The following is a 22537-nucleotide window of genomic DNA, read 5'->3' as shown; positions in this document are numbered from 1 at the left end:
CGATCCTGACAGCAGTCCTTACTGCACTGGCAACCCACACCCGGGCGGCCCTCAAACAGCCTCACTCAACGGCCGGACGCTGGTTCGTCGTGGCCGGGCTGGCCCTCTGGGGCGCCGGACAAGCCATCTGGACTTTCAACGGGATCATCCTTGATCACGACTACCCTTTTCCGTCGTTGGCTGACGTCGGTTTTGTTTGGTACGCGCTGGGGGCAGGGCCTCCGGCTGCCGCTGCGTCGGACCATCCTGGATGCAGGCGTGGTGGCAAGTTCCACCTTCTTCATCGCCTGGAGTTCCGTGTTGGGTCCTTTGGCGGGCGCCAGGAACAGCGACCCGTTTGCCCGTGCCACCCAGATGGCCTACCCCATCGCGGATGTCTTCATGGTTTCCGTGGTCATCGTCCTCACCATGCGCGCAGCCCGCGGGCGCAGGCTGCCCTGGCTGAGCCTGGGCGTCGGCTTCTGGGTCCTTGCCTTGACGGACCTCGCGTACATGCGGCTCACGCTGGAAGGCATCTCAGGCGTGACAGGCTCGCCCCTGGCCCTGGGCTGGGTGTCCGCCTTCCTGCTGGTCGCGTTGAGCCCGCTCATTCCTGAAGCAGACAGCAGCCGCAAAGATGGCCGCGGCTACGCAGTGGCACTGGAGCTGCTCCCCTATCTCCCCGTCTTCAGCGCGGTGTTCTTCTCCCGGACCGGCCCCATCGGCGCCGACCCCATCCTGTTGGTCACCGGGCTGATAGTCCTGGCGTTCGTCGTCGTTCGCCAAGTGCTCATCGTCGTCGAAAATGTCACGCTGACCCGCGACCTCGAGTCCAAGGTGGCCGAACGCACGGCCGAGCTTGAGGGGCTCGGCGCGATCGTCAATTCCTCCGGCGATGCCATTGTTGGCGAAACCCTGGATGGCGTCATCACCAGTTGGAACCCCGGCGCCGAGAAGATCTTCGGCTACCCGGCAGCTGCGGTGATTGGCACAAAGGGCGACTTCTTCATCCCCGAGGGGGTGCGGGAGAAAGAGCGGCAGGTGCTGGAAACCACGGCGCGCAACGGCGATATCCAGAATTACGAAACGCAGCGTCAACGCGGTGACGGTGTGACCATCCCCGTGTCGGTCACCCTGTCCCCGGTTCGGAGCGGCACCGGGATCCGTGGCGTCGCCTTCATTTCGCGGGACATCACCGAACGCAAAGCCGCAGAGGCAGAGCTGCTAGCCGCCCGGGAAGCCGCCCTGGAAGCGAGCAGGCTCAAGTCGGAGTTCCTGGCCACCATGAGCCACGAGATCCGGACACCCCTGAACGCCGTCATCGGACTGACGTCGCTCATGATGGACACGCCGCTCACTGACGGACAACGGCAGTACGCCCAAGGCGTGAAGGGCGCCGGGGAGGTCCTCCTCACCCTGATCAACGACATCCTGGACTTCTCCAAACTCGAAGCCGGAAAAGTGGACCTGGAGGTCACGGCCTTCGATCCGCGGGCTTTGGTGGAAGAAGTGGCCGGCCTGGTTGCCGAAGCCGCGCAAGGCAAAAACCTGGAACTCATTTCGTACTGCCACCCGGATGTCCCCGGACGGCTCATGGGCGATTCCGGCCGGATCCGGCAGATCCTGGTGAATCTCTCCTCCAACGCCGTGAAATTCACGCCATCGGGAGAAGTCGAGATCAAGGTCTCCCTGCTGGCCTCCGAAGCCGACAACGCCTCGCTGCGCTTTGAAGTCCGGGACACAGGAATCGGCATCAGCGCCGAGGACCACCACCGCCTGTTCGAATCCTTCGCCCAGGCTGACGCGTCCACCACCCGCCGCTATGGAGGCACAGGGCTGGGACTGGCCATTTCCCGGCGGCTCACCGAAGTGATGGGCGGACGGATTGGCCTGGACAGCGAGCTGGGCGAGGGCAGCACCTTCTGGTTTGAACTGTCGCTGCCCATCGGGCCCCCTGCAGCGGACACCCTCACGTTGCCGGCCACCCTTGCGGGCCGCCGCGTGTTGGTGGTGGACGATAACGCCACCAACCGACTCGTGTTGGAGACACAGCTGGACAGCTGGGGAATGGCACCCGTTGCAGTTGCCGATGCAACCGCAGCGATGATCGAGTACCGCAACGCCGTCCAGGAGGGCCACCCATACGACATCGCCGTGGTGGACATGTGCATGCCCGACACTGATGGCCTCGAACTCGCACGTCAGATCAACAGCGAAAGCTCCCATCCCGGGCAGCCAGGGATCATTCTCCTGACCTCAACCATGATGGTCGACAAGGTTGACCTGGCGACGGCCGGAATCCGGGAGTACCTCACAAAGCCCGTGCGCAGTTCCGAGTTCTACAACCGGCTCCTACGCCTCATGGCCACCAGGACCACCGGTGCCCCGGCTACACCGTCCCCGGTACCTTCGCTTCCGGCCGAAGAGCCGGACGGCCGGCTGGGCACATTGCTGGTGGCAGAGGACAACGAAGTCAACCAGCTTGTGGCCCGTGGCATGGCCAACCGGCTCGGTTACGCCGTGGACATCGTTGACGACGGCGCCCAGGCAGTCACGGCTGCGCTGACTGGGCGCTACGCAGCGGTGCTTATGGACTGCCATATGCCGGTCATGGACGGATTCGACGCCACCCGCGCCATCCGCGCCCGCAACGGACACTCAGCCCGCATCCCCATCATCGCCATGACCGCCGGAGCCCTGAACGAGGACCGCGAGCGTTGCTTCGCGGCCGGCATGGACGACTACATCAGCAAGCCTGTGGATCTGGCAACGCTGCGGGCAGTTCTGGCGCGTTGGGTTCCGCAGCTTGAAGAACCGACGACGGCGGGAGCCGGGACCGCCGGCACGCCGCCTTTTGGTGGGGAGGCCGCCGGGGAGCCGTCGCAGGTGGCGGAAGCACCGCCGTCGGACGCTGTTGTTCTTGACACCGGGCGGCTGCAGATCCTGCGCGAACTCGGTCCCGACGACGGCGTGGGACTGCTGCCGGCGGCCATCGAGGCCTTCCGGCAGGATGCCGCGGGCACCGTGGCGGCGCTGCGTTCCGCACTCGACGCCGGTCAGGCTGCCGGAGTGCAGGCGGCGGCACATAAGCTGGCCGGCGCAGCGTCCAACATCGGAGCTGTCGGAGCGGCGGCCTTGTGCAAGGAACTGGAGATGCTGGGACGGGAGGCAGCCCCTGGGCTGGAGATCGAAGGACTCCGGCTGTTGGAACGGCTGACGTCGGAACTGGCCGGGGTGGACCACGCCCTCGAGCGCATACTGTTGGGGGCCCTGTGAAGATCCTGATTGCGGACGATGATCAAATTTCGCGGATGATCACCAAGGCAGCCGTGGAGCAATCCGGGCATGAATGCATCGTGGCCGTGGATGGCGACTCGGCGTGGCAGCTCTTCAAAGAGCACAGCCCCGAAGCGGTTGTGACCGACTTGATGATGCCGGGCCTCAACGGACTGGACCTGTGCCGTGCGATCCGGGCCGCGGAAGAGGACCGGTACACATACGTCATTCTGGTGACCTCCCATGGCTCGCGTCAGGACGTCCTCGCCGGGATGGAAGCCGGAGCCGACGACTACGTCACCAAACCACTGGACCCGTTCAACCTGCACATCAGGCTGCTGGCCGCCCAGCGCATCACGTCCTTGCACGCGGACCTTGCCCGCTACCGGTCGGCATTGACGGAGCAGGCACGCACGGATCCCCTGACCAAGGTGCACAACCGGCTCAAGTTGTCGGAGGATCTGGGCGACCTTCAGGAAGGGGGCCGCGGCTACTGCCTGGCCATGGTGGACGTGGATAACTTCAAGAGCTACAACGACATCTACGGGCATCAAGCAGGGGACGCCGCGCTGGTGGCCATCGCGGCCACCCTGACCGGCGAGATCCGGACGTCCGACGCCGTCTACCGCTTTGGCGGAGAAGAGTTCCTCTTGCTGCTGCGGGAACAGACGGCCGCTACCGCGGAGAAGGTCATGGAACGCGTACGCTCAGCCGTTCACGATCTGCGGATCGAACACTCCGGCGACCCCGACGGCGTCCTGACCATCAGCGCAGGAATCTCCGCGTTCAAGGACGGGCGGCGGGCCGGAACCGAACAACTTTTGCGGGAAGCCGACCTTGCCCTGTACGCGGCCAAAGCTGCGGGCCGGAACAGGGTGGCATTGGCTGATTCCTTCCACGCGGAGTGACAGCTGGGTGTCAGCGGTCAGCAGGTTGCCGTCTGAACGGTGTTGCTCTGGTTGAGGTTGCCGGTGCCGGATGCGACATAGATCTTCCCGGCTGCGCACGCCTTGTTGTTGGTGGCGACAACGCCCGTGATCGGGCCACGGGCACCGAAGTCGCCTATGTGGATGGCGTCATAGCTATCTTGGGTGACTATGTGGCCGGCTTTCAAATCGTGGATGTAGTTGCCGGTCAGGCTCACCCCGGTGACCGCTCCGGTGCCGTTGTCGTAGTAGCCGGTACGGATACCGTACGGCGCCCCGTAGAACTCGTTGTCGGCAATTGTCAGGTTGTAGATGGAGTAGTTGCCGACCGCCAGTTGCATGCTGCTGCCCCGGTGTCCACCCCGAACCGTGTTCCCGATGTAGTTGACGTCGTGCGTGGGTCCGTTAATGCTGTGGGCTACCAGGCCATCGTCTCCGTCCGTTCCCGCGCGCTGGTCGACGGTGTTGCCGGTGACGTCACCAAACGATGAGTCCAGGACATGGATCCCGTCGAGCTGGTCGTATTTGCCACTCGTAGCAACGATGGTGCTGCTGTTCTTGATGCAGAATTTTGTGGTTCCAGACGCAGCTATTGAGTAGGTGAAGGGGTTCCTGACGTTTACCCCATCCACGACGTTGTTCGAGCCGCCCCGGACGTCAACGACGTACTCGTCCAGGCGCTCGCCCATATTGATGCTCACTGGAAGGGTGTCACCGGAATGGTCCGCCGTGAGGTTGGCAATGGTGGTGTTAGTCGCGAAGTTGGTGGTGACGATGGGGTAGCCGCCCCAAGGTCCCCTTGTGGACAGGAAATTAGGGCCTGCTTTGAGGATCGTGGCCGGGCCTGCGCCCTCCAGTTTGACGTTGTTGGCCATCCGGAGTTTGCCGTTGATGATGTAGGTCCCGGCTACGAGTTTCACGACGCCGCCCCCAGCTGCTCCCGCGGCGTTGATGCGGTTCTGGATGGCGCTCGTGTCGTCCCCGGCGTCGTTGACGGTGGTGGTGACCGTGTAGGCGGTGGTGGCGTTGCTGCCCGTGGCGCCGCTCTTGGTGCACGACGCCGCGGTGGCGGCTGTAGAGGGCGCAGCAGGCACCCCAGCCAAGGCGAGTGACGCAATTGTGGCAGCAACCGCGAAAGCAGACCACCGCCGTCGTGGTTCGGCCCCAGTACTGCGCGTCGGTAGTCCGGAATTGATGGCAACAGTTCCCACTGCAATCCCCCAAAGTTTCGTGGCGCTTCGTTGCGCACCGTTGGCTGGAGCCTACATTTGGGCACCCGTACCGCGAAAACCCCAGCGCGTTGCCTTGTGGATAACTTCCGCCGGTTGTCCTGGGGCACCGTTAGCCGGGCCTGGGCACAAAATAGGTTTCCGGTTTCCGCGGGATCTTTCCGTCAGGGAACAGGGCATCCACCTGCGTTGCGTACTGGCTGATCCGTCCAGCTTTGACTTCCAGTCCCGTGTCCCAGATCCACGGCACAAACCCCGTTTTCGACATGTGGCGTTGATCCGGGGCAGCCACCAGGTCATAAGGGAAATCCGAGTACATCACTACGTTCCCGGGATGCCCGCTACCCAGCTCCCGGGCAATGAGATGGTCTACGTGTTTGCCCACTCCCGCAGGACAAAACAGCAGTTCCGCTTGGGTCTGGGAAATGAGCCCGGCCACAGCGGTACGGAGCCGGCGAATGAGTGCCTGGTCGCCCCTGGCGATCCTGCCCATCGCGATGTCAAAGCGGTAGGTGGGGTAACGGTGGGTCAGCTCCGGAAGGAGCCTGTCCCAAGCGCTGCTGCCCACCATCGGTGGCTTGCGCCGTCGGCGAAAGAGCGCATCCGCTTCGCCGAGATGGATGGCCTGGACTCCCATCGCTTCCAGGACGGCAAGGTCTTCACTTTTCCGGGCCTCAAACAGTTCCCCGGCGTCCGCTACCGTGCATTGGCGCAGGAAGGAACGGGCTGCCCGCGTGTGCGGGGCCGTCTGTGCCTCCGTGAACAGCGTGACCACGATGATCTCGCGTTCCCGGGCCTGTGCCTCAAGCAGTGCGCCGCAGGACAACACCGCATCGTCGAGATGGGGCGACAGGACCAGCCAGGGGGCGTCACCCGCCATGGACTTTTCAACGCGGGATTGCATCGGCATCTATGGCCTCCTCGCCTGGTTGGCTCGAGTTTGGCCATTCCTCATTTCGACAAGGACGGCGCGATAGGCGTCAGCTTGCATGGCGGCGAGCGCGTCCCAGCTGTAGGCGGCAGCGAACTTGCGACCTCGGGCAGCTACTTCTTCCAGTCCGTCCTGGGCATAGCTGCGGACTACTTGTTCTGCGAATTCTTTGACATTGAACGCCTCGATGAGCCACCCAACGCCAGGGGGAATGATCTCCCGCAAACAAGGGATGTCGAAGGCGACCACCGGTGTGCCCGCTGCAAGTGCGTCGATGGCCACCAACCCGAACGTCTCGTGCCGCGAGGGCACCACCAGCAACCGTGCACTGCTCAATGTCCGGAACTTTTCTTCACCGGCCAGCCAGCCGAGCATCTGTACGGAGTCCGAAAGGCCAGCATCTTTTATGGACGCGCGCAACCGTTCCTCATCCGGACCGGTGCCGGCGATCAGAAGCTTCCCATCGATCCGTCCCCGGATCCCGGCCCACGCCTGCAAAAGGAGGTCCAAACCCTTGTGCCCCACTTCGAGGCGGCCTATGAAGAGAACATCCTGGCCGGCGCCGGGATGGGGCTCGATCTCCCATATACCAGGGTCCACACCGTTGCCGATGACATCGACCTGAAGGTCCGGGTTCAGCTCTTTCAGCCGTTCACTGATTCCCTCCGACACGGAGATAAGCCTGCGGTGTGTGCGGACACCAACGCGCTCGATCCAGTGCAGGGGCAGTTTGTACTGCCGCGCTTTTTCCGCCGCATGAAGCCACTGGACGACGCCGATTGTGGGGCGACGCGTCCACAGCGGAGCAGCCATCGTTGAGAATGGGGCAAAAAAGTCCTCCACCACCAGCTCTGTCGTTGACCGGCGTTTGCGCACCTCAAAAGGCAAACGCATGACGTAGCCGGCCAGCCGGGTCAGCCGGTTGGCTCCACTCCCGAAACCGATCGGGATGTAGTGCACACCGTCCTGGGTGCGTTCCTTCCAGCCCGGATAGCGGGTTGTCAGCACAGTAACGTCGAAGCCCTGGGCAGTCAGCCGTCGATTCATCTCATGGGTCCGTACGGAGCCCCCGCCCGCTCCTGGCATGAGCGGATCTTCGAAGCCCAAATGCAGCACTCTCATTTATCGTTCCGTTCCGTAGCTTTTCGACGGCTCACCGATGTTGGCCAACGCCGCAGACTCCAGATCAGCCGGGTCAACAAACCAGATGGTGGTTTCGCCGTTGGTCGGGCCCGGGGTTGTGATCATGGGAGTTGCATGCTGCTTCAACCAAGCGAGCATGGTGGGATTCGCATAGCCGTAGCCCTGGCTGGTTGGCGCAGACTGAGTCAATATGTAACTCGCCCCGTTCTGCTGCATCAGCGGCGCCGATGGCCAGATGCCGAACCGCGGATCATCCATATAGGCAAACTGGCCCGTACTGTTCGTGACGCTGACTCTCGCGTCCGCGGGAAGATTCACCTGGATCCAGTCATCGGCCCGGGCAAAGCCGTCGTCGGGCGTCAGCTCAGTGCGCATGCCCAGCACCACGGTCGACACCACGAACAGGACGCTCAGGATGCCGAGCGCCTTGCGCATCCGGGGATATCGCTCCTTGAACTCCACCACCACAAGGACTGAGCACAGCACTCCAGCCACCATCACGCCGTATCCGTACTGTTCCTCGAAAGTGCCGAACGCAGCACTGTAGATACCGGCGGCCCCAAGAGCCAGACCAACCAAGCCGACCAGGCGTCTCGAATGGTGGCGGCTAAAGCACAGAAGGAGACCCACCAATGGGCACAAACCCAGCAGGATGTAGCTCGTACCAAAATGGCCACTTTGTTCGATAAGACGGGACACCAGGCTTGGTGAGCCTTCAGCGGTGAACCCAGCGCTCTTCTCCAGCCCGGACATGCGCACCACGCCGTTGGTCTTGGCCCACAGCCAATCGTCAAAATGGCCAGTGACCGCAACCACCAGCAGGTAGGTTCCATAGGGCAGGAAACCGAAGACTGCCAGCACCAGCGCTTCCCGCCACGGCAAGGTCTTCTTCCACACAACGGCAGCCCCCACTGGAGCCAGTGTGCAAATAAAGAAGAAGTCCTTACACAAAATGGCATAGCCAAACAGCAGCCCCGATGCTGCCAGTCTCAGGAACCACCGCGTTCTGTTGCGCGGAACGCGGGCGCCCACCAGGATCAGCATCCCTCCCAGGGCAGGAACCATGGCCGAGGTTTCAAGGAATGCATGACTGTTGTTACGCAGGACGAAAGGCTCAAATGCCAGAAGGGCTGCGGTAAGCCACGCAGCGGTGTTCGTAGCCAATCTGCGCACCAGCAGGAATCCGAGGCCCACCGTTACGGCCCCCAAGATACTGTTGAGCCAACGCAGGTGCAGTGTCACGTCGATGATGTCGCCTGTCATTCCGAACACCCTGACAACGATGGCTTCGAGCATGAAATACCCCGGCGGATGCAGGAAAAACGGCCCATCAGGCAGTGTGGGGAACCCGCCGTTGGTCATGGATTCGCCCAGCCGCACGTACAACATCTCGTCCACCCACAACTCAAAGCTGCGCTCAACGCCCAGCGCGCGAACGCCGAGGCCCGCGGCAACAACCACGATGAAGGCAAGCGATGTACTGGTTGCCGCCGTTCCTGCCCATGCGGGCACCTGGATCAAAGGCGCGGGTGACTTGCTCTTGGACCGGCGGCCGGAACCCGGGGCCGCCCGCCCCACCCGCCGTCGTCGTCTTCGCCTGAAGTCGTTCCTGTGGGGCAGCAAGCCGCGCTGGTGGGCAAGCACGGCCACGCCGCTGACGATGGCAAGCGCAAGCCAAACAAATGGCTGGAGGTGGGCAGCCGCAGCAAGGATGACAATCAGGGCGGTGGCCACGACGGCGAACCGTCCCGCTCCCTTTCCTGGTTTGGCAGCGGCAAGAATCGGACGCGCCAGAACTGCCATCACCAGGCCAGCTGTCACCGCGCCGATAGCGGTGCCCACCGCCATCCCCGCCACCGCGTTGAGCTCCCAGCCGGCCCATAGCCCGCCAACGACCAAGAGGCAGGCGAGCGCCAGGCCGAGTTGGCAGCGGCGATAAGCACGCATCGCCAGAAGGACCGTGGAGAGCACCATGAGGACGGCATACCCGAGACCGGAGGCTGCCAGCCAAGGCAAGAGCCCCAGGGAGCCGTGGTACTTCTGTGGGATGAGCAGGCCGGCCATCAACGGCGGCGCAGTAGCGATAATGGCGAACGCCACGACGGCAAGTTGCGCGAAGGAGGCAAAGGATGCGGCGAGCACCTCGGCGGTCCTCGCGCCGGGAGTGCGGAGCAGCGGAAATGCCACCAACGCCGTCCCGGCGGCAACATAGACCGGGCCTTTCGCGATCGTTGCGAGCGCCTGGAAGCCCGCGGCGGCTGTGGAACCGCCGTCGAGATAACCCACCACCACAACGTCGATGCCCACCAGAACCGAGACCACGCAAAGGACCAGTGCGACATCGCTGGTTTCTGCCCATCGCCATTTCTCCAGCAGCACGCGGGGCCGCCAGCGGAGGTCCCGGTAAAACGACCACGGGACAACCATCGGCGCCAAGCACCCTGCGACGAAGCCCAGAACTGCTCCTCCGGCGCCCCAGGCCAGGCAAATGACCAACAGGCTGAAGATGAACCTGAGGCCAACTTCACCGATGGTGGACACCGCATACCACGTGAAGCGGAGTTCCCCTTGAAGCCAACCAGCAGGCGCGTTGGCCACGAAGATTGCAAGCGCGGCCAACGCTACGGCTCCAGCCAGGGCGGGCGTGGCCACAGCGAGGGTTACGCTGCCCGTGACAATGGCCGCGGCAAGCCCCGCCAAACCGGACACGTACACCGAGAATGCCATGCCGTTGCGCCGTTCCTCGGAGCCCTCCGGATGAACGGCCACCACATGTGACAGGGGCAGCGGAACCAGGGCGTTGGCCACGATTCCAACTACCCCCAAGATCATGACGGCTGACGCGAAGTGGGTGTATTCCGTGGTTTCAAGCATGGTGGCCATCAGCAGGGTGCAGGCATAGCTCATCGCGCCCACCACTGCCGCGGAGATGGCGAGAAAGCCGCTGTTTCTGGCTACTTTTGAGTTGTGTTCCTGGGCTCTGTCCTTGCGTTCGGTCCGTGTCCTGGCCAGGGGTCTGGCCTGCACTTCGATGGTGTTGGTGCGCTGGGATCCATCTATTGATGGGGTACTGCTACTGGCCATCGATGGCATCAACAGGAGCAAGCATGCTTTCCGGGCCGGCCAAGAGGGCGTTGCCGTCCGCCTGGCGCAATTCGGCACTGGCTACTCCGATGTTTTGCAGGGCTGCGAAGGCCTCGAATTCATCGCGTCCCTTCATCAGGACGGGACGGCCACATGCCCGTCGTCGATAAGGGCGACTTCGTCCGTAGGCCGCAGAATGCTCCGCAGGGGCGCGCCGTCGGGCAATTCGAACCTCACCAAGGTGGAAAGATCCGAGTGGCCGGCGAGGGGATCCCCGCCATCCTTTCGCACCTTGCCCTCCTCCAGCAGCACTCCGGTGAGCAGCCTGGTGCTGCGTTCCCAGGTAAAGCAACGGGCCCATTCCCGACACTGCGCCGCGATGTCGGCTGCGATGCCGGGCTTCGCCAACTCCGTGATGGCGTCAGCCAGGGCACCGGCCAGTTCGCGCGGACTGTCCACCAGCCAGCCCGTTCTGCCATCCACAACGGAATCGCGTATGCCGGGAACCCGGAGTGCCAAGCAGGGAACTCCCCATGCAGCCGCCTCGATGACAGAGCAACCCCATCCTTCGGAGGCGGACGTGGACGCTGTCAGCCACGCCCTGCCGAGTATCAGGTCGCGGACATCATTGGGCTGGTAGCCGTGAAACGTCACGGCATGCCCAAGGCCAAGGTCCATGGCGAGCTGTTGCAGGCGTGCCCGTTCCGGCCCGTCGCCGACGATGTCCAACTGCAGACGTGGAACACTTCGCGCCGCAACGGCGAACTGACCCAGCAGCAGGTCCAACCGCTTGTGAGGTACCAAACGACTGACGACGGCGATGCTCGGCGCAGACGATCTGGTTCCCGCTTTTCGGGGGATATCGATGGTGCCGTTGGGTACCACGTGAACCGGACCACCGAAGCCCAGTTTCCGCAGTTCCAGCCTCGTGGAGGGTGACACCGCCACAATGGCACGCTGCCCGTAAACGCGTTTGGCCCCTGTGTTTTCCAGGAACCGGCCGACCGCTGCCATGGGTGGAGAGAAGCGGCTGCGGAACTGCTCCTGATGGACGTGGTGCACCACCTGGACGATCGGAACGTCCTTGGGGAGGAACAGCGGAGAGAAGAACGGAATCCCGTTCTGGCAGTCCACCACGGCATCGAACCGAACGTTGCTGCGCAGAAGCCGGAGCGCGGTCCTGGCGTAAATGGACAACGGGCCACCGGCACGAAGTATGCGGATACCGTCGATGAGCTCCTCCGGCGACTGACCGGCGTCGCGACCTGTCAACCACGTGACTCTGACGCCGTTCTCAACCCACCTCCTGGAAATCTGGTGCATGTATTGCTCGGCACCACCGGCGAGGGAGTGCCGGACATCGCGCCAGTTCAGCACCAGCATATGCTTCCCGGCCAGCCGGCCGGGAGCGTTCAGATCGGGCAGGACAAAGGTCATGGCATGGCTTTCTGAAGTTGCAGTACTGAGGCGAAGCTGGCCACGCCATCCTGGAAGGGGCGGAAGGTCGACTCCGATCCGTCCGTCCAAGCGACCGGGATTTCGATGATGCTGGCTTTGTGGTCCTGGAGCCGCAGGAGCAGTTCGACGTCGAACGCAAACCCCGTACTGCGGCACTGCACCATGGCTGCGGTCAGGGCATCCCGCTCAAAGAACTTGAAGCCGCACTGGGTATCCTGGATGCCTTTGACCTTGGAACGGGTCAACACCCGGAAGGCGGTTCCACCCATCCTGCGCCCCAAATGCTGGGGACGGACGAAGGTGGATCCCGGTGCGTGGCGGGAGGCGATGACAGCCGCAGCACCCCGTGAAAGGTGGGCCATGGTTTTGGTGAGGGTTTCCAGCGGGGTGGCGAGGTCGGCGTCAAAGAACCCGGTGAACTTGGAGGTTCCGCGGAGGAGGCCACGCCTGACCGCCGCACCCTTGCCCCGGCGGGCGCAGCCCACGACGGCGACCGGGACTCCCCCACGCTGCTCACGGGAGATCCGGCGGACGACCGCAGCGGTCTCATCGACGCTGCCGTTGTCCACCACTACGATGCGCGAAGACCATGACTGGGCAGCCAGGAATTCCATGGTTTGACGCAACGTTCCGGGGATTCTTGAGGCCTCGTTGTAGGCGGGAATAATGACTTCCAAATCCACAAGGGACCGTCGCATGGAGTCGGAGTGCTGCCGGGCGTGCGGATTTCCTTTCCTGCCCGGCAGAGCACCGTGTGGATAAAACGTGAGCATCTGAACCTCCAACTTTCCGAGCACCTGACGAAATCGTGCTCGCAATAGATGGAGTGAGGGGTCGGCACAACTCATGACGCCAATTCAGGGTTGTCGTTTCAAGTCGCAGCCAACTATCAGCTCGCCCGGTCCGGCCCGGCGCTGTGAGCGAAATTGCTGGTTCACTGTCAGAGCAGATCTATAGAGTGGCCCCATGAGCCACACTTCTTCTGCATCTGCCGCCGCTCCGGAAACTGCACTGGAGCCGCCGGTCGCCAAGCGCGTTCCGACACGCCGTGAACACCATGGAGATGTTTTCGTGGACCACTACGAGTGGCTCCGGGACAAGGAATCTCCGGAAGTCGTGGAACATCTCAAGGCGGAGAACGCCTATCAGGAGGCCGTGACAGCGCACCAGGAACCGCTGCGCGAAGCGATATTCCAGGAGATCAAGGGCCGTACCCAGGAAACGGATCTGTCCGTGCCCGGGCGGAAGGACGGCTGGTGGTATTACAGCCGTTCGGTGGAGGGCAAGGAGTACAGCATCCAGTGCCGCGTCCGGGCCCAGGATAGCGGCGATCGTGTAGCCGACTGGACCCCTCCGGCTGTTGAGCCCGGTGTCGCCATCGATGGCGAGGAAGTGCTCCTGGACGGCAACATCGAGGCCGAAGGACAGCCGTTCTTTAGCGTGGGTGGCGCCGCTGTGACCATGGACGGAAACCTCTACGCCTACGCTGTGGACAACGCCGGCGACGAGCGCTTCACACTGCGGATCAAAGACCTTCGGACCGGAGAACTTCTGCCGGACGTTATCGAGAACATCTTCTATGGGGTGGCCTTCTCCCCCGACGGCACCCGCCTTTTCTACACGGTGGTGGACGAGTCCTGGCGGCCGTACCAGGTGAAGTCCCACGTACTGGGCACGCCCGTCACCGAGGATGAGGTGCTTTACCAGGAGGACGACGTCGCCATGTGGCTGGGCTTCGACCTCGCCTCCGACCGCCGCCACCTGGTGCTCAGCATCGGCTGCTCGGAGTTCAGCGAGACCCGGCTGCTTCGCTTTGACGACTACGAAGCGGTTCTCACGACGGTCATCTCCCGGGATGAACGGATCCTGTATGAGGCCGAGCCCTTCCTCCTCGACGGTCGCGAGACCCTTCTCCTGACCCACAACAAGGACGCCATCAACTCGATGGTGAGCCTGGTCGATCCGGAAGAACTGGCAAAGCCGCTGTCCGCGCAGCAGTGGAGGACCGTCGTCGCGCGTTCAGACGAGGTGCGTGTCAACGGCGCGGGAGTCACCTCCACGCACTTGGTGCTGTCCATCAGGAAGGACACGATCGAGCGCGTGCAGGTGCTGCCGCTCGCCGGTCTTGGGACTGCCGCGCAGGGTACACCCGTCGAGCCTGCCTTCGATGAAGAGCTGTACACAGCGGGTGTTTCCGGCTCCGACTACGAGGCCCCCGTGATCCGCATCGGCTACACCTCCTACTTCACGCCATCGCGCGTCTACGACTTCGTGCTGCCCACTTCGGAATTGCCGGCCGGCGAACTGCTCCTGCGCAAGGAGAGCCCGGTGTTGGGCGGCTACTCGCCATCGGATTATGTGGCCACCCGTGAGTGGGCGACGGCCGACGACGGCACCCGGGTTCCGCTGTCCGTGTTGCGCCACGCCTCGGTCCGGCAGGACGGGAGCGGGGCAGGCCTGGTGTACGGATACGGCTCCTACGAGGTGAGCATGGATCCCGGTTTCGGCGTGGCCCGACTGTCCCTGTTGGACCGCGGAATCGTCATGGTCATCGCGCACATCCGTGGTGGTGGCGAACTCGGCCGGCACTGGTACGAGGACGGGAAGAAGCTCAGCAAGAAGAACACCTTCACGGACTTCATCGCGGCCACCGACTGGCTGGCAGGCTCCGGCTGGGCGTCGCCGGACCGGATTGCTGCCATGGGTGGCTCAGCCGGTGGCCTTCTCATGGGCGCCATCGCCAACCTGGCTCCGGAAAAGTACGCTGCCGTGGTGGCACAGGTCCCGTTCGTGGACGCTCTGACCACCATCCTGGATCCGGAACTGCCGTTGTCGGCGCTGGAATGGGAGGAATGGGGAAATCCCATCACCGATCCCGAAGCCTATGCCTACATGAAGTCCTACACGCCGTACGAGAATGTGCGATCAGCGGCTTATCCCAAGATCGCTGCGGTGACATCCTTCAATGACACCCGGGTCCTGTATGTGGAGCCTGCCAAGTGGGTCCAGGCATTGCGTGCGGAATCGACAGGCAGCGAGCCGATCGTCATGAAGATCGAGATGGACGGTGGCCACGGTGGCGCTTCCGGCCGGTACGTCCAGTGGCGCGAGCGGGCCTGGGATTACGCGTTCGTGGCGGACTCCCTCGGAGCCACCGAGCTCCTCCCGGGGGCGGGCCTGAAGTAACCGCCTCGCCTCACCCATCTAGGGGACAGATAACGTCGCTCTGAGCCGTCAGTGGAACGTTTGCTGTCCCCTAGTTGGGTTGGCGGGCGCGGAGGATGGCGTAGTAGCCGGGGATGACGTCGGGGGTCGAGGGATTGCTCAGCGGACGGGTTTCGATGTTCGTCGCGCCGTCCTCCACAAGGTTCCAGTCCGACGTCGGGAACGCCTTGGCGCGTTGCGCGGCACCGAAGTGACCGGGCATTGGCAAACCGCGGATGGCCCACTCCAGTGGTGCCGGGATCGACTTCCGGGTGGCGCCGAGATGACTGACGTAGTCCACCGGCGTGCCCCGGAAGTTGGTCTCGGCCAGGAACACGCCGCCACGACGTCCGACGACGGGCGGCAAGTTCGCTGCCAAGGCCGCACGTCCGTTGCGGTCCAGTACGTGCAGGACGCCGCGGATGAAGACGTTGGCGTCGCCCGTCCAGCCGGCATCGGCCAAGGCCTTCGCCACGGTCCCAGGGGCGTCAGGCGAGGTCATGTCGCACACTGCAAATGCCGTCGAGGGAACATCTGCCGACTCCATGCGTGCGCGTTCCACCGCATTGGCGGAGTAGTCGAGTCCCAAGGCCAAGGGGAAATGTTCCGCCAGGAGCCGGGTGAAGCTGCCATTGCCGCACCCAACGTCCACTATGGGAAGGGACGGATCCAGCTGTGCCAGCTTGGGGAGATAGCCGTTCATTTCGTGGTCGCTCCCGGAATCCCAGAGGACATCGCCGGTTGCACCGGTTGAGCGGACACTCCCCCAGTAGCGGTCCCAGGCCGTCCGTGGATCCTTCGGCGCCGCAGAGGAAAGCCTGATGAGGCGTGGAATCAGCAGGTACTTCCTCAGCGCAGAGAACATCCTCCAAATATAAGGGTGCTTCAGCTCTGTCCCAGCCACTCCAGCGCTTCCGTTTCGGAAGTGAAGAATTTGGTAGGGCATGGCGGCTTCATGATGCCCAGGAAGAAGTTCGCGATGACGCGGTCCACGGGAGACGAACCCCAGAGGGCAATACGGTTGGCTTGGCACGGCTTGGCGAAAACCGACCTTGCGCCGCGGGTGACGTCGTCCGTGGTGGCCATGTCCACGATCATGGGGTGGCGTTCGGGCCCACACAACTCGTTGACCCGGTCCATGGCGCGTTGGGCGTCGGACTCCTTGATCCTGGCGCCGCGCGGCCAAGTCAGGCGCAAAATCCCGGACTCTTCAAGGTCCAGCTGAAACTTCACCTGCTGGTGATCCTGCGGTGTGGTGGGGTGGTCCACGGTGCTCCTCCTGCGGTTCAGTGCCGGCGACACGGCGCTGCAGTGCCTGTTCAAGGCTGTCGAATCCCTTGAACAAAGTAAAGCTGTGACATGCGACTCATCCGGCGCATTTTCATCGGGGCACCCGCACCGCCTCACGCCGCTGATAGGGTGTTGCCACATCTGGAATTTCCATGGTTGGTGGTTGAGAGGGAGGGGGCTCAGTGGGCCAGAAGGGCGCCGACATACAGCATTCCCTTTCCGTCGTTGTTGCGGATTCAGAGGCTGACCGCCTGACCCTGACAGCGGAGGCATTGGGAGCTGCGGGCTTCGACGTTTTCCGTGCGGCGGACGCCAAAGAACTCGCCTTGGAGCTCCAGCGCCATAGTCCCGCAGTGATAGTTGCCGGAAACACCCTTGGCCGATCGCTCCGCAGCCCCGGAGTTCCGGTCCTGCTGCTCCTCGACGAAGACGAGGTTATCGACGTCAAGGCCATCGAGTCCTGGCGCGTCGCCGACTACGTTATTGGCCCGGTGCGCGGCATGGAGATCGTCCACAGAGTGCAAACGCTGCTTCGCCGGTCCTCGGAACGGGAGCGCTCCCGGGGCGAGGTTGAGGCGCTGCGTGAAAGCCTGAGGAGTGTCTCATCGGCGGTTCGCGAGACCAACGATCCCCAGCAGATCGCGGACCGTGTAGTCCGCGGTTTCGGCGAAGCCCTCGGCGTGGACCACGTGTGGTTCGCGACATTCCAGGACGAACGGGTCCCCAGCATCCGCGCCCAATGGAGCCGCGACGGGCTGCCGATGCTCCCGGCACGACTCGGCGACAGCGGAAACACCATCATCGAGGTCGCCAACAAACTGTGGACTGCAGCTGATGTCCTGGCTGTGACGGACCACCGGGGCGACCCCGGGTCGGACATCGCCAAGGCCCTGAAAGCTTGGTCCAACGAACTCGAGCCCGTCTCCACCGTGCTTCTCCCAGTCGGCGAAGGCGCATCCGCCATGGGCATCATCCTGCTGTCCACCGTGGAAGAGCGCCACGACTGGACACGGGCCGAAATCGCCCTCCTGCAGCACGTAGCAGGCAACGTGGCGCACGGGCTGATCCAAGGACACCTCATCAGCGCGCAGCAGCGTGTCCTTCACCAGCTCCGCCAACTGGACAAGGCCAAGACCGACTTCCTGGCTACCGTGAACCATGAATTGCGCACCCCACTGACATCCATCACGGCCTACCTGGACATGATCCAGGACGGTTCCGGCGGCCCGGTTCCCGAAGGCATCAACAAAATGCTGGACGTCATCGGCCGCAACTCCAGCCGGCTCCGGAAGCTCATCGAGGACATGCTGACGGTGTCCATGCAGGACGGCAGCAACCTGGACCTCAAACCCGTGGATATCGCCAAGCTCCTGCAGGTGGTGGTGGCTACCCTGCGACCGCTGGCCGAATCCCGGCACGTGTCCGTTTCAGTGACGGAAAGCCCGGAAGACATCGAGGTCACTGCCGACGAGGCCAAGCTGGAGCAGGTGTTCACGAACATCGTGGCCAACGCCATCAAGTTCACGCCCGAAGGCGGACGCGTGGGTATCAGCAGCGCAGTGTCGTCGTCGAAGGAAGGCGGAAAAGCAGCGCTGGTGAAGATTGCGGACAACGGCCTGGGCATCCCGGAACACGATCTGCCCCACATCCTGACCCGGTTCTACCGCGCTTCGAACGCCACCTCGGCGGCCGTTCCAGGCAGCGGGCTGGGCCTGGCCATCGCCCACGACATCGTCAGCCGGCACATGGGCCGCATGGTCTTCGACTCCACGCTTGGCTCCGGGACCACCGTGTCCGTGGAGCTGCCTGTGGGCGGACCGTAGGCAACAGGTTCTTGTGACAGGCCTGTCAATGCCCGCTCCCGGCCACACCCGGGAAGTCACTAATGCGCGACACAATCTGAAACAAAAATTGATGCCCCGGGCTCAGGCCCGGGGCATCAATTTCATGTCAAGTGGCCTTGAGAGGCGCCCCCAATGTTTAGTTCGGCCACCACCCGATGCTGGTGGTGTTCGTCTTCGTAGTGGTGGTGCTGTTCGGCCACCAGCCGATTGCCGTGCTGTCCTGGGAAGGCTCGGCGTTTGCCGGAGCAGCGAATCCCGTTACTGCCAGAACCGCTGCCATGAGCAGGGTTGCCGCAAATTTTTTCATCCGCTATGCCCTTTCGTACTGATGCGAATTGTTGGTCGTGACTTGAATAAAGTCACGGGGCAAACTATACGAGCTTTTCTTCGGCAATGACATGGATAATGGGCACATGAATAGTCCCCACCTCGCCGCGCACCTTGTGGCCGGCCTCACGGCGCGTGCCAAATGGAAGGAACGGGACTTTGACCAGGCCTTTCGACTGGCTGGTGAAGCCGCCGGCTTGGCCTCCGCCGCCGGGGATGAGCAGTCGTGGTGGAACATGCTGTACCTCCAGGCCGAATGCCTCCGCGACCAAGGACGGATCGAGGAATTCCTGCAACTGGCGACGGAGCTCAAGGACCACAGCTTCACCGCGTCATCGCCCGAACTCGGCGCCAAAGCCGGAACAATGGTGGCCGTGGCATTCCAAGGACTGGGACGGCTGGCAGAGGCGGCGGCGACTGCTGCCGATGCCGCCAAGCTCGCCTCTCTGGACTCTGATCTGGTGTACGTCCAGATCCTCGCCCAGAGGGCGCTGATTGCAGCCTTGGCCGAAAGCCGGCTGTTGGAGGACGCGTGGCGCGAATGCCTGGTGCTGGAAACGCTGATTACCGACGACGTCGATGAGGACACGGCGGGTAAAGGCTACTGGGTCATCGGAAATGTAGCGTTCCTCGCCGATCGCGTGAGCGACGGCGGCCGGTACCACGACCTCGCCGCGGAACGGCTCTCGCCGTCGAAGGACGTCGATCTCTGGGCACGTTTCAACCGCGCCTCGGCAGAGATGCGCCTCCAGGCCAAGCTCGACGACGCCGCCACCTTGCGCTGCATCGAAAGGGCAGAACTCGCAACGGACATCGTGGGCGGTTCCGAACGCGACCACTTGGAGATGTCCTTGGTCCGCGCCCACTGGAATTTCCTCATTGGCGATATGAAGGAAGCGCTGGCCATCCTTGAGCCGTTGAGCGCACGTTCCTCTGTCCTGGCCACCCAAACCGCGGCCGAAGCGCATTTCCTCCTTGCCCGCGCACTGCTGGATTCGGGTCGAACCGAGGAAGGCTTTGCGGCCTCCGACGTCGCTGCCCAGCTCTTTGACCAGGCCGCATTGCCGGAGCGGAGTGCAGCCGTCCGCGAATATCTGCAGCAGGTTGCTGGGCTGCAGGACCGACCGCACGGGGCGTGAACGTGGCCGACGCAAGCATGTACTCCGGGAACGACCCGCGCTTGGGGCAGCTCCTTGAGGGCATCGTCCGGCTCGCTGCAGGAGACCTGACCACCCGGATCGAGATCTCCGAGGCACGCGACGAGATCGACGCGGTCATCATGGGCACCAACCTCCTGGCCGAGGACCTTCAAATCGTCTACGAAGAGCTGGAGCAGAGGGTGCAGGCCCGAACCCAGCAGCTCAACGAAGCGCATCAGGCAATGCAGCGCATGGCCATGACGGACCCCCTGACCGGCCTGAGCAACCGTTCGGCCTTCGCTGCAGCCCTCAGCGAAGCACAGAACCAGGAAGTCGAGGGAAAGAAGCGGGCGGCCATCCTGTTGCTGGACATGGACGGCTTCAAGGCCATCAACGATTCCCTCGGCCACACGATCGGAGACAAGGTCCTCGAAACCGTGGCGCACCGGATCAGCGGAGCGGTCCGGGACCAGGACATGGTGGCGAGGATGGGCGGTGACGAATTCGCGGTGTTGATCCCCGGGGTGACCCCGGCCGAAGCCGCGGTCATCGGCAACCGCATCCTGGCTGACGTTGTTGAACCCATGGAGATCGAGGGCCAGCACCTGCGCTGCGGGGTGAGCATGGGGCTGCGGATGGCCGATCCCGGCCAGAGCGCAGAGGAACTCATGATGGAAGCGGACATCGCCATGTACGAGTCCAAAGCTGACGGCCGTGGCAAGCTCAAGCTTTTCGCGCCGGAGATGCTGCTCGCCCGTCAAATGCGGAACCAGTTGGTGGGTGAGCTGAAAGAGGCGATCGCTGGATCCCAATTGGTTCTTTACTACCAGCCCATCATCAGGCTCGACACACGCGAAATTGAAGGCGTGGAGGCCTTGGTCCGCTGGAACCACCCCACCCGAGGGCTCATCATGCCCGACGAGTTCATCCCCATCGCCGAGGAAACAGGAATGATCTCCGATCTGGGCGGCTGGGTGCTCCGCACCGCCGTCGAGCAGTTGAAGCAATGGCGCAGCGACCCCCTCACGGCGAGCCATAACTTCAGCATGCGCATCAACGTTTCGGCAGCGGACCTGCAGCGGCTGGAGTTCGTCGAGGACGTGCGGGAGGCGTTGTCGGCCGCCGGGCTTGACCCGTCCCTCCTGGTCCTGGAGCTGACCGAGAGCGCGGTGATCCAGGGCAACGACCTGGACCGTTACACGCTGAACAGCCTGCGCCGGCTGGGGGTTGGACTTGAAATCGACGACTTCGGCACGGGATATTCCTCCATCAGCTACCTGCGGCAACTGCCGGTGGACACGGTCAAGGTAGACCGCACGCTGCTCTCAGCGCTGGGAAGCGATCCCTCACAGCCTGCCCTCCTGGCCGCGGTGCTGCAGCTCATCAAGGCGTGTGGATTGAACGCGGTCTGGGAAGGCATCGAGACCGCGGAGCAGGCCGAGTACCTGTTGGGCATCGGCTGCACCAGCGGCCAGGGGTACTACTTCAGCAGACCCTTGGCCGCGGCCCAGCTGACGGAACAACTGAAGCACCACAAGGCATGGCCGGTCAGCTGACGCTCCGGGTCCAGGGGCGGTGCCGGTTGCGCCACTCGGAGTCCAGGATGGCGTAGATGTTCTCCGTGGCCCATTGACCCTTGTAGTGCCAGTTATCCACCAAGGTCGCTTCCAGGCGCATGCCCAACCGCTGGCAAATTCCCGCCGATCCCTCGTTAAGGGCATCAAGCTTGGCGTCGACGCGATGGAAGGACAAGTGCTCAAAAGCGAGTCGGAGGACGGCCTCGGCCGCTTCGGTGGCGAAGCCGTGGCCGCGTGCATCCGGGTGCAGAATCCAGCCCAGCTCAGCCTGGCCTGTCCCCTCGAGCCACTTCAGCACGACCTCGCCGATCAGGCCGGGCTGGTCCTGGCGCTCGATGGCCAAGCACACCCAGTCCCCCTCCTGGTTGAACTCGAAGTTGGCGTAGCGGCCCAGAACTTCCATGGACTTGGTCTTGGTCAATTCGTGGCGGAACAGGAACCGTGCGGTTTCGGGCAGGGACTGGTATCCGTGGAAGCGTTCCAGGTCATCGACCTCGAAGCGGCGAAGGATCAGGCGGTCCGTGACAATCGGGAGTTCAATTTCGGGCATGCACTTGAGGCTACTAGGCCCGGACGAATCGTGGCCCAGTCTTGACACGTGGCGCGATCTGGGATTACCTAATGAACATTCGGTAAATAAAGCTGGAGGCAATGACGCATGGTTGAAACAACCCTCTCCGGTGCTTCGCACCACATCCTGACGAACGACTACGCGTCCGAATGGATGGGCATCGAGGTCCTCAAGCTCGACGACGGCCACGCCACCATCCGCATGCACCTCCGGCAGGAGATGCTCAACGGCTTCGGCATGGCCCACGGCGGAATGATCTTTGCCTTCGGTGACACCGCCTTCGCTCTGGCCTGCAACCCGGCCAACCCGACGCCCGAGGAGGCGGCCTCCATCACGGTGGCCTCCGGCGTCGACATCAATTTCATCAAGCCGGCCTTCCAGGGTCAGGTGATTACCGCCGTCGCAAACCGACGCGCAAGTACCGGCAGGAGCGGTCTGTACGACATCCAGATCTTCGCTGCCGCCCCCGACGCCGACGCCCCCTCCACTGCCGACGCCCAGCCCGGGGAGCTCATCGCTGAGTTCCGCGGCCGCAGCCGGACCATCTCCAAGAAGTAGG

18 protein-coding genes are annotated in these 22537 nt (G+C 63.4%); 7 read left to right on the top strand and 11 right to left on the bottom strand.

Annotated features, from left to right (window positions below; genetic code table 11):
* The first annotated feature begins 150 nt into the window (after positions 1-150).
* Both FDP28_RS03365 and FDP28_RS03360 read left to right on the top strand, forming a co-directional pair.
* Entirely contained in the window at positions 151-3255 is a 3105-nt protein-coding gene (locus FDP28_RS03365; RefSeq protein ID WP_260842314.1) for a hybrid sensor histidine kinase/response regulator, read from the top strand.
* Positions 3252-4163, top strand: coding sequence for a GGDEF domain-containing response regulator (locus FDP28_RS03360; RefSeq protein WP_144659200.1), 912 nt, complete (start codon positions 3252-3254; stop codon positions 4161-4163). Before FDP28_RS03365 ends, FDP28_RS03360 begins: the two co-directional genes overlap by 4 nt.
* Positions 4164-4180: 17 nt before the next feature.
* Here FDP28_RS03360 and FDP28_RS03355 read toward each other — a convergent pair whose 3' ends face one another.
* The 7 genes from FDP28_RS03355 to FDP28_RS03330 all read right to left on the bottom strand — a co-directional run bounded on the left by FDP28_RS03355 (position 4181) and on the right by FDP28_RS03330 (position 12724).
* Complete coding sequence (locus tag FDP28_RS03355) at positions 4181-5275, bottom strand: glycosyl hydrolase family 28 protein (RefSeq protein ID WP_144659199.1); 1095 nt, start codon at positions 5273-5275, stop codon at positions 4181-4183.
* A 247-nt stretch (positions 5276-5522) separates the two neighbouring features.
* Positions 5523-6320 carry a PIG-L deacetylase family protein gene (locus FDP28_RS03350; protein WP_260842313.1) on the bottom strand — a complete coding sequence of 266 codons (798 nt, stop codon included), beginning with the start codon at positions 6318-6320 and terminating at the stop codon, positions 5523-5525.
* A complete protein-coding gene (locus FDP28_RS03345; RefSeq protein ID WP_144659657.1) occupies positions 6321-7427 on the bottom strand; it encodes a glycosyltransferase family 4 protein in 1107 nt (368 codons plus the stop codon).
* 36 nt (positions 7428-7463) lie between these two features.
* On the bottom strand, positions 7464-10568 hold the full coding sequence (locus FDP28_RS03340; RefSeq protein WP_144659198.1) for a hypothetical protein: 3105 nt from the start codon (positions 10566-10568) through the stop codon (positions 7464-7466).
* On the bottom strand, positions 10558-10704 hold the full coding sequence (locus FDP28_RS20720; RefSeq protein WP_260842312.1) for a hypothetical protein: 147 nt from the start codon (positions 10702-10704) through the stop codon (positions 10558-10560). Before FDP28_RS20720 ends, FDP28_RS03340 begins: the two co-directional genes overlap by 11 nt.
* Positions 10704-12005 (bottom strand): glycosyltransferase family 4 protein, encoded by a 1302-nt coding sequence (locus FDP28_RS03335; RefSeq protein WP_260842311.1) that lies wholly within the window; start codon positions 12003-12005, stop codon positions 10704-10706. Before FDP28_RS03335 ends, FDP28_RS20720 begins: the two co-directional genes overlap by 1 nt.
* Entirely contained in the window at positions 12002-12724 is a 723-nt protein-coding gene (locus tag FDP28_RS03330; protein ID WP_144659197.1) for a glycosyltransferase, read from the bottom strand. Before FDP28_RS03330 ends, FDP28_RS03335 begins: the two co-directional genes overlap by 4 nt.
* Before the next feature lie 268 nt (positions 12725-12992).
* Here FDP28_RS03330 and FDP28_RS03325 point away from each other — a divergent pair, with 268 nt between their 5' ends.
* Complete coding sequence (locus FDP28_RS03325; RefSeq protein WP_144659196.1) at positions 12993-15212, top strand: S9 family peptidase; 2220 nt, start codon at positions 12993-12995, stop codon at positions 15210-15212.
* 70 nt (positions 15213-15282) lie between these two features.
* On the opposite strand, the gene FDP28_RS03320 is transcribed toward FDP28_RS03325, so the two are convergent.
* Positions 15283-16095, bottom strand: coding sequence for a class I SAM-dependent methyltransferase (locus FDP28_RS03320; protein WP_144659195.1), 813 nt, complete (start codon positions 16093-16095; stop codon positions 15283-15285).
* Positions 16096-16115: 20 nt separating this feature from the next.
* Positions 16116-16499 (bottom strand): DUF7793 family protein, encoded by a 384-nt coding sequence (locus tag FDP28_RS03315; protein WP_144659194.1) that lies wholly within the window; start codon positions 16497-16499, stop codon positions 16116-16118.
* Positions 16500-16702: 203 nt separating this feature from the next.
* On the opposite strand from FDP28_RS03315, the gene FDP28_RS03310 reads away from it, so the two are divergent.
* The gene (locus tag FDP28_RS03310) at positions 16703-18343 is read left to right on the top strand and encodes a sensor histidine kinase (protein ID WP_144659193.1); all 1641 of its coding nucleotides are present in this window, start codon (positions 16703-16705) and stop codon (positions 18341-18343) included.
* A 157-nt stretch (positions 18344-18500) separates the two neighbouring features.
* Here FDP28_RS03310 and FDP28_RS20470 read toward each other — a convergent pair whose 3' ends face one another.
* A complete protein-coding gene (locus tag FDP28_RS20470; protein ID WP_162239598.1) occupies positions 18501-18671 on the bottom strand; it encodes a hypothetical protein in 171 nt (56 codons plus the stop codon).
* A 106-nt stretch (positions 18672-18777) separates the two neighbouring features.
* On the opposite strand from FDP28_RS20470, the gene FDP28_RS03305 reads away from it, so the two are divergent.
* A complete protein-coding gene (locus FDP28_RS03305; protein ID WP_144659192.1) occupies positions 18778-19830 on the top strand; it encodes a hypothetical protein in 1053 nt (350 codons plus the stop codon).
* A 2-nt stretch (positions 19831-19832) separates the two neighbouring features.
* Positions 19833-21386 (top strand): putative bifunctional diguanylate cyclase/phosphodiesterase, encoded by a 1554-nt coding sequence (locus FDP28_RS03300; protein WP_144659191.1) that lies wholly within the window; start codon positions 19833-19835, stop codon positions 21384-21386.
* Here the strand turns inward: FDP28_RS03300 and FDP28_RS03295 are convergent.
* Entirely contained in the window at positions 21379-21957 is a 579-nt protein-coding gene (locus tag FDP28_RS03295) for a GNAT family N-acetyltransferase (RefSeq protein WP_144659190.1), read from the bottom strand. The genes FDP28_RS03300 and FDP28_RS03295 overlap by 8 nt on opposite strands.
* 108 nt (positions 21958-22065) lie before the next feature.
* On the opposite strand from FDP28_RS03295, the gene FDP28_RS03290 reads away from it, so the two are divergent.
* Positions 22066-22536: a hotdog fold thioesterase gene (locus tag FDP28_RS03290; RefSeq protein ID WP_144659189.1), complete on the top strand. Its 471-nt coding sequence runs from the start codon at positions 22066-22068 to the stop codon at positions 22534-22536.
* Position 22537: the final 1 nt, after the last annotated feature.

Origin of the sequence: Paenarthrobacter nicotinovorans (assembly GCF_007670255.1) — a bacterium.
Classification (GTDB): domain Bacteria; phylum Actinomycetota; class Actinomycetes; order Actinomycetales; family Micrococcaceae; genus Arthrobacter; species Arthrobacter nicotinovorans_B.
This window is presented reverse-complemented; position numbering and strand designations above follow the sequence as displayed.

Excerpts from the sequence above, each read along its gene's own strand:
- FDP28_RS03350 (WP_260842313.1), bottom strand. The coding sequence starts at position 6,320 with ATGCCGATGCAATCCCGCGTTGAAAAGTCCATGGCGGGTGACGCCCCC.
- FDP28_RS03345 (WP_144659657.1), bottom strand. The coding sequence starts at position 7,427 with ATGCCAGGAGCGGGCGGGGGCTCCGTACGGACCCATGAGATGAATCGA.
- FDP28_RS03340 (WP_144659198.1), bottom strand. The coding sequence starts at position 10,568 with ATGGCCAGTAGCAGTACCCCATCAATAGATGGATCCCAGCGCACCAAC.
- FDP28_RS20720 (WP_260842312.1), bottom strand. The coding sequence starts at position 10,704 with ATGAAGGGACGCGATGAATTCGAGGCCTTCGCAGCCCTGCAAAACATC.
- FDP28_RS03335 (WP_260842311.1), bottom strand. The coding sequence starts at position 12,005 with ATGACCTTTGTCCTGCCCGATCTGAACGCTCCCGGCCGGCTGGCCGGG.
- FDP28_RS03330 (WP_144659197.1), bottom strand. The coding sequence starts at position 12,724 with ATGCGACGGTCCCTTGTGGATTTGGAAGTCATTATTCCCGCCTACAAC.
- FDP28_RS03325 (WP_144659196.1), top strand. The coding sequence starts at position 12,993 with ATGAGCCACACTTCTTCTGCATCTGCCGCCGCTCCGGAAACTGCACTG.
- FDP28_RS03320 (WP_144659195.1), bottom strand. The coding sequence starts at position 16,095 with ATGTTCTCTGCGCTGAGGAAGTACCTGCTGATTCCACGCCTCATCAGG.
- FDP28_RS20470 (WP_162239598.1), bottom strand. The coding sequence starts at position 18,671 with ATGAAAAAATTTGCGGCAACCCTGCTCATGGCAGCGGTTCTGGCAGTA.
- FDP28_RS03305 (WP_144659192.1), top strand. The coding sequence starts at position 18,778 with ATGAATAGTCCCCACCTCGCCGCGCACCTTGTGGCCGGCCTCACGGCG.
- FDP28_RS03295 (WP_144659190.1), bottom strand. The coding sequence starts at position 21,957 with ATGCCCGAAATTGAACTCCCGATTGTCACGGACCGCCTGATCCTTCGC.
- FDP28_RS03290 (WP_144659189.1), top strand. The coding sequence starts at position 22,066 with ATGGTTGAAACAACCCTCTCCGGTGCTTCGCACCACATCCTGACGAAC.